The organism is Kitasatospora sp. NPDC058965 (assembly GCF_042741245.1).
GTDB lineage: Bacteria > Actinomycetota > Actinomycetes > Streptomycetales > Streptomycetaceae > Kitasatospora.
The window spans coordinates 1-6,817 of sequence record NZ_JBHYKG010000399.1 but is presented as its reverse complement, the minus strand read 5'-3'; the positions used below and the strand labels follow the sequence as shown (position 1 = coordinate 6,817).

Genomic DNA, 6,817 nt, shown 5'->3' with positions numbered 1-6,817 from the left:
GGCGACCTGTCCTCCCCCCCGCCCCGATCGGGGATGTGGTTGGGGGGGTGGGCCCCCCCCGCCCCCGTGGCGGGTCCGCCCCACGCCGAGCCCCGTACTGGACCGACGCCCGCCTTCGCCTCGGGCGCAGACCGTCGGTCACTCACGGTCAGAAGTATATTGACCGAGAGCCAACCAACGTACGGAGCTGACACGATGGCACCTCGCGGGGAATCGGTCAACGAGGAGATGCGGCTGCGCTCCCGCCGGCGACTGATGCGGGCCACCACGGACCTGGTCGACCAGCGCGGATACGCGGCCACCACACTGGCCGACATCGCCGAGGCCGCGGGCCTGGCCCGCGGCCTGGTCTCGTACTACTTCGACGGCAAACGGCTGCTGATGCAGTCCGCCACCCACCGCCTGATGCACCTGGAACTGGCCGCCGCACTGGCCGCGCTCGGGCCGGGCGCCACGCCCGAACAGCGGCTGGCCGGCGCGATCGACCAGGTGCTGCACACCGCACTGGACCACCCGCGGGTGATGCGTTCGCACCTGGCGCTGATCCTCGACCCCGACGTGGGCGGCTTCGTCCAGGACCCGGAGCAGCAGCAGCTCGGCGCCCTGCTGCGCGAGGTGCTCGCCGACTGGGGCGCCGCGGACCCGGTGGCCGAACACGCGGTGCTGCGCAGCGCGCTGATGGGCGGCTGCATCGGCGTCCTGCTGCCCGGGGCGCAGACGCCGCTGCCGCCGATCCGCGCCGACCTGTTCGCCCGCTACGGGCTGGCCTGGCACCTGGGCAGACCGCCGCAGGCCGATCCGCCGACCGGCGGGCACCGGATACGGCAGCCGCAGTAGCCGGCGGTGGACGCCCGGCGGATCAGGCCTCGTTGAGAATCGAGCCGAGCAGCTCGACGGTGCGCTCGGGGGTGAGGCTGTCCACGCACAGCCGCTCCATCACCTGGACGTAGGCGTCCACGTCGTCGCGCTTGTCCAGGTAGAGCGCACTGGTCAGCTGTTCCAGGTAGACCACGTCCGCCAGGTCCTGCTCGGGGAAGCGCAGGATGCTGAACGCCCCGCTCTCCCCCGCGTGCGCGCCGAACCGGAACGGCATCACCTGGATCACCACATTGGGCTGCTCGGAGATGTCGATCAGGTACTGCAACTGGCTGCGCATCACCTTGGGGCCGCCGACCGGCCGGCGCAGCGCCGCCTCGTCGATCACCGCCCACAGCTTGGGGCCCTGACCCTCCGTCAGCAGCTTCTGCCGGCGCAGGCGCAGGCCCACCAGGCGGTCGATCTCCTCCTCGCTGAGCACCGGGCGGCTCTGCCCGAAGACCGCGCGGGCGTACTCCTCGCACTGCAGCAGGCCCGGGATGAACTGCACCTCGTAGGTGCGGATCAGCGAGGCCGCCTCCTCCAGGCCGACGTAGGTCTGGAACCAACCCGGCAGCACGTCGCTGAAGCTGTGCCACCAGCCGGACTTGTTCGCCTCGCGGACCAGGCCGAGCAGCGATTCGCGCTCCTCGCCGTCGGTCACGCCGTACAGCGTGAGCAGGTCGGCGACGTCGCGCTCCTTGAAGGAGACCCGGCCCAGCTCCATCCGGCTGATCTTCGATTCCGAGGCCCGGATCTGGTAGCCCGCGTCCTCACGCGTGACACCGCGTGCCTCCCGCAGCCGGCGCAGCTGGGAGCCCAGGAGGATTCGGCGCACCATGGAACCGCCGCCGCCTGGCTGCGCTGTGGTCATGCCGTGGGAACCTCCGCCTCGGGGAAACAGGGCACAGTCTGCCACTATCCGGCCGCTCACAGTGCCCGTGATGGCACAAGGATCTATCAATTTTGCATCGGCACGTCCATCGGCACGTCCATCAGCATGTGCAGATGCACGTGCATCCGGCGTCTGCATATGCCAATGAGCCGACTGCACGTGAATCGACTCTTGCATCCGCCGTGAGCACAGAGCACGATGGTGCACGTGCAGTTGCACGCCCCCTGTGGCAGTCCCGCGGGCATCGCTGTCGACCCCACGCACTTGGTCGCGGCGCTGGCGAAGCGGCCGAGCGAGTCGGAGGTGACCGGCATGACCCCGCCGGGTCCAGCCGTGTCCGCCCCCTTATGGGAGGAGCTCTTCATGGGCACAGGTACGGCTGTGGCCGTCGATCCTGACGTGGCGACCTGCACGCTCCCCCCTCGCTATGACGCGGTACGCACCGCACGCGACTTCGCCCGGACCAGCCTGCACCGCTGGGGCCTCGACGACCTCTTCGACGACGTGGCCCTGGTGGCCTCGGAGTTGGTGACCAACGCACTGCGGCACGCGATCGGCGAGCCGACCTCCGCGGACCTGCCGGGCGGCGTCGGGCGCCCGGGCTTCCCGATCCAGGCCGGCCCCGGACAGAGCGCCGACGGCCGACTGCCGATCCGGATCAGCCTGGTCCACCGGGCTCCCCAACTGGTGTGCGCCGTCAGCGATCCGAGCAGCGCGGGACCGGTCACCCGGGAGGCCGACTTCGTCGCCGAGTCCGGCCGCGGCCTGCACCTGGTGGACTCGTTCAGCAACTCCTGGGGCTGGCACCCGCTGGCCTCGGGGACGGGGAAGGTGGTCTGGGCGCTCTTCCAGGCCCCTGACACCCCGTCCATGGCCGGCGCCTCACTGATACCCGACCTCGGGTCGATCGGCCGCCACCGCCGCTCCGCCTAGGAGCCTTCCGCAATGCCCCGAACGCCGCGCCCTGGCGCGGCGTTCCGTCGTTCCCGTGGGAGTCCCCGCCCGCGCCGCAGCCGGTGTTCGACCGACCGGGCCCGGCGTTCGACCGCGGCCGGCCCAATGCCGAACGCCGTCGCGGCTGCCACCACGACGGCGTCTCCTGGTCCCGTGCTCGCGCCGCCCGGGTCAGGCCACCAGGTGGTCGAACTCGCCGTCCTTCACCCCGAGCAGCATGGCCTCGATCTCGTCCCGGGTGTAGACGAGTGCCGGGCCGTCCGGGAAGCGGGAGTTGCGCATGGCGACGGCGCCCCCGGGGAGGGCGGCGAACTCCACGCAGTTGCCCTTGGAGTTGCTGTGCCGGCTCTTCTGCCAGACCACGCCCTCCAGGTCGCTGGCCGCCATGCCGTTGTACGTGTGGTGCATAGGAATCTCCCAGAGAGCGCTGGAGTGATCGAACCGCTCGGCGCTCGTCCGCTCCGACCGCCGGCCGCCTCCGGCTCGTATGGGCAGCGCGAATGCCTTACTTGTCGTAATGATAACGCTAATGCACGTGCATCGGCATGTGATTTTGCGCGTGCACGCACTTGTACCCGAGGTGACAGAGTGCCCCCTGGGAGGGGTCTGCTGCCGGGCAGAACGGGACAGATGAGGGCGAATCAGCTGGGCGACCGTCACCGCTGGTGGGTTGGACGCACAACGAGCCTGGCCGGTTCAACCCGTTGACAGTGAGGACTCGTGATCAACTTCGCAGCGAGACCCTCACACTCCGTCACATCTGCCCGGCCGGGTCGAGGAACTGCCGGAATTCGGCCGACTTGTCCGGCTCGGAGGCCGTGAGCGGCAGCCGGATGCGGAGTGATCGCGGCCATGTCCTACGATTCTGCGCCATGAGCACTGCAGCCATCCCGGGCGCCCCGCTGCCCGTCCGCACGCCCGGCTCCCGTGCACGGGGGCGCCACCGCCGCCCCGAGCGCCCCGAGGTGCCGGTCGGCGCCCCGACGCTGGTGCTCGCCGTCCCCGCCGAGGCGACGCCGGAGACGGTCGCCGTGGTGGACGAGCTGGTCTCGGTGATCCGCGGCGAGCAGCCGGGCATCGAGGTCGTGGCCGGCTGGCTGCGCAGCGCCGCGAGCACGGAGGCCGCCACCGACGCCGCCGACCGGGCCGAGGGCGAGGCCGGCGAGCCGGTCGAGTACTCGCCGGTCACCGATCGCCCCCGCCCGACCGTCGAGGAACTGCTGGTCGCCGCCGCCGAGGCCGGCCTGCCGGCACCGGTGCTGGTGCCGCTGCTGCCCGGCCCGCACGCCTACGTCGGCCACCTGCAGCAGCTGGCCGCCCAGGCCGGCGCCGTGGTCACCGACCCGCTCGGCCCGCACCCGCTGCTGGCCGAGGCGGTCCACGTCCGGCTGTCCGAGGCCGGGCTGGCCCGCGCCGACCGGGCCCGCCTGTTCGCCATCGCCACCGCCGCCGACGGCGTCGTGCTGACCACGGCCGGCGGCGAGGACGCGGCGGCGGCCGCCGGGATCACCGGCGTGCTGCTCGCCGCCCGCCTGGCCGTCCCGGTGGTCGCCGCCGCCCTGGACGTGCCCGGCTCGGTGGCCGCCGCCGTCGAGCACCTGCGCGCCACCGGTGCGCAGCGCCCGGCGCTGGCCCCGCTGGTGATCGGCCCCGAGGTCTCGGCCGAGCTGCTGCTGGCCGCCACCGAGGAGACCGGCTGCCCGAGCGCGGCCCCGGTCGGCGCCTACCCCACGGTGGGTCAGCTGGCCGCCTCGACGTACCTCGCCGTGCTGCCGGCCCTGCTGCCGCCGCCGCTGGAGGAGGAGCCGGAGCAGGCCGTCGAGCAGGCGGAGGCGGCCGAGCAGGCCTGATCCACCACTGACGGACCCCGCAGGCCCCGTGGCCGCCCCTGGGCGGCCGCGGGGCCTGCGTCGTTCCCGGCCGCCCGGTCCGGGCCGGACCGACGGGTGCCGGCAGGGCGGACCGACGGGACAGGGCCGACGGGACGGGGCCGACGGGACAGGGCCGACGGGTGCCGACGCGCGCCGGCAGGGCGGGCCGACGGGTGCCGACCCAGGCCGGCAGAGCGGGCCTGCGGGTGCTGACGGAGTGCCAACCCGGGGGCAAAACGGACATCTGAGGGCGAGTCGACTTTGGTCTCGAAACGGTAACTGCACCCCCGGGGCGGACCCCGACAGGGCCTCGGCGGGCCCGGAAACGGACGTCGTGAAGGCTTTGTGAAGGCCCCTCGGGCCGACGGCCCGTCACCCTGAAACGGCGGCAACTGCACGGCAGGTGGGGGCACTTGCCCATGCGTTCGGCGACGGTGCATCAGCTGTGCATGATCCTCGATCTTGTGAGGTTAGTGAAGCCCGTGTGACCGCGCTCACAGCTGTTTGCGGAATCAACTTATGCCTGTCTAACGTGCTCCCCGTTCGTGGTCACACGGACCCAGCGGGCCGGACGCCGAGTCCTGCCACCGGCACTGCTGGCAGCGCGAAAACGCACCACGGCAGGAGCGGGGGAACCAGGTAAGCCGCCCGGGCGCCGGTCATCGACCGGAGCACCGGGCTAGGGGTGAAGCCGTGCTCAGCACGGCCGGGCAACTCCAGCCCGAATCCGACAGCTCACCTCGCAGGCGTAGGAGAGGAACGCGTCTTCATGCTGCCCACGACCGCAACGAACCGTCCCGCTCGCAACGCCAAGCGTGCGATCGCCGCCACCGGTCTGCTCGGCCTCGGCCTGGCGCTGCCGTGCATCACCGCCACCACCGCTTCCGCCGCCCCCGTCTCGGTCTGGGACAAGGTCGCCGCCTGCGAGTCGACCAACAACTGGTCGATCAACACCGGCAACGGCTTCTACGGCGGCCTGCAGTTCACCTCCTCCACCTGGGCGGCCTACGGCGGCCACCAGTACGCCTCCGAGGCGAACCTGGCCACCAAGGACCAGCAGATCGCGGTGGCCGAGAAGGTCCTCGCCGACCAGGGCCCCGGCGCCTGGCCGGTCTGCTCCGTCGAGGCGGGCCTGACCCGCGGCGGCGCCGCCCCGCAGGTCGACACCAGCGCCCCGGCCCAGCAGCAGGCCCAGCCGGCCCAGCAGTCCCAGAACAGCGGCTCGCAGTCCTGGCAGGGCACCGCCCAGAGCCACTCGGACCGCCGCCACACCGCCTCGCAGGACGCGGCCCCGGCCGCCCAGCCGGCCACCACCACCAAGACCGAGACCTACACCGTGGTCCAGGGTGACTGGCTGTCCACCATCGCGCAGAGCCACCACGTGGACGGCGGCTGGCAGAAGCTGTACGACCTGAACAAGGCCGCGCTGCCCCAGGGTCCGGACTGGATCTACCCGGGCCAGCAGCTGGTCCTGGGCACCGTCTCGGTCGCCACCCCGGCCCCGGCCGCGCCGGCCGGCAACGACGACAGCACCGACGCCCCGGCGACCACCCCGTCCGCCCCGTCGGTCCGCACCACCAGCGCCACCGCTGCCGCGCAGCCGGCCTCCGGCGCGTTCGCCGCGGCGATCTCCTTCGCCGAGTCCAAGGTCGGCCAGGCGTACATCTGGGGCGGCACCGGCAACGGCGGCTGGGACTGCTCCGGCCTGACCCAGGCCGCGATGGCCAACGCGGGCATCTCCATCCCGCGCGTCGCCGCCGACCAGGCCGCGGCCACCACCCGGGTCTCGCTGAACAACCTGCAGCCGGGCGACCTGCTCTTCTGGTCCAACAACGGCAGCGCCTCGGGCGTGTACCACGTGGGCCTGTACATCGGTGGCGGCAAGTACGTCGAGGCCGCCAACCCGAGCGCGGGCGTGAAGTACGAGACCATCGCGAACTACACCCCGGACTTCGCCGGCCGGGTCTGATCCCCGCTCGCCAGTCGCGCCCGTAGGCCGCTCCCCCACCTCTCCCGGGGAGCGGCCTACGGGCGTTCGCACGCCGTCGGCTGGCCCGCGCAACCCGCAGGCGGGGCCGGGGGCCGGGGCTCCGCTCGTACGGGCTCACGGGCGGCCTGACGGGCACGCAGACAGGCCGGCACTGGCCCGCCGACCCCGTTCACCGGGCCACCAGCATTGAGCGCTTCGCGCGAGAGCGCGAGAGCGCGAGAGCGCGAGAGCGCGAGAGCGCGAGAGCGCGAG

6 protein-coding genes and 1 riboswitch are annotated in these 6,817 nt (G+C 72.6%); of the genes, 4 read left to right on the top strand and 2 right to left on the bottom strand.

The features are described from left to right. Positions 1–195 precede the first annotated feature (195 nt). A complete protein-coding gene (locus ACFW1A_RS36810; protein ID WP_380417330.1) occupies positions 196–837 on the top strand; it encodes a TetR/AcrR family transcriptional regulator in 642 nt (213 codons plus the stop codon). A 22-nt stretch (positions 838–859) separates the two neighbouring features. Here the strand turns inward: ACFW1A_RS36810 and ACFW1A_RS36805 are convergent, their stop codons facing one another. Continuing rightward, positions 860–1,729 carry a helix-turn-helix domain-containing protein gene (locus tag ACFW1A_RS36805; protein WP_380417328.1) on the bottom strand — a complete coding sequence of 290 codons (870 nt, stop codon included), beginning with the start codon at positions 1,727–1,729 and terminating at the stop codon, positions 860–862. Positions 1,730–2,113: 384 nt separating this feature from the next. Between ACFW1A_RS36805 and ACFW1A_RS36800 the strand changes: the two genes are divergently transcribed. Next, a complete protein-coding gene (locus tag ACFW1A_RS36800) occupies positions 2,114–2,683 on the top strand; it encodes an ATP-binding protein (RefSeq protein ID WP_380417326.1) in 570 nt (189 codons plus the stop codon). Between the two features lie 192 nt (positions 2,684–2,875). Here ACFW1A_RS36800 and ACFW1A_RS36795 read toward each other — a convergent pair whose 3' ends face one another. Next, positions 2,876–3,112: a DUF397 domain-containing protein gene (locus tag ACFW1A_RS36795; protein WP_380417324.1), complete on the bottom strand. Its 237-nt coding sequence runs from the start codon at positions 3,110–3,112 to the stop codon at positions 2,876–2,878. A gap of 464 nt (positions 3,113–3,576) precedes the next feature. On the opposite strand from ACFW1A_RS36795, the gene ACFW1A_RS36790 reads away from it, so the two are divergent. Further along, positions 3,577–4,554 (top strand): sirohydrochlorin chelatase, encoded by a 978-nt coding sequence (locus ACFW1A_RS36790; protein ID WP_380417322.1) that lies wholly within the window; start codon positions 3,577–3,579, stop codon positions 4,552–4,554. Positions 4,555–5,178: 624 nt separating this feature from the next. Continuing rightward, positions 5,179–5,337, top strand: a riboswitch (cyclic di-AMP (ydaO/yuaA leader). A gap of 7 nt (positions 5,338–5,344) precedes the next feature. Continuing rightward, positions 5,345–6,544: a transglycosylase family protein gene (locus ACFW1A_RS36785; protein ID WP_380417318.1), complete on the top strand. Its 1,200-nt coding sequence runs from the start codon at positions 5,345–5,347 to the stop codon at positions 6,542–6,544. Positions 6,545–6,817 lie beyond the last annotated feature (273 nt).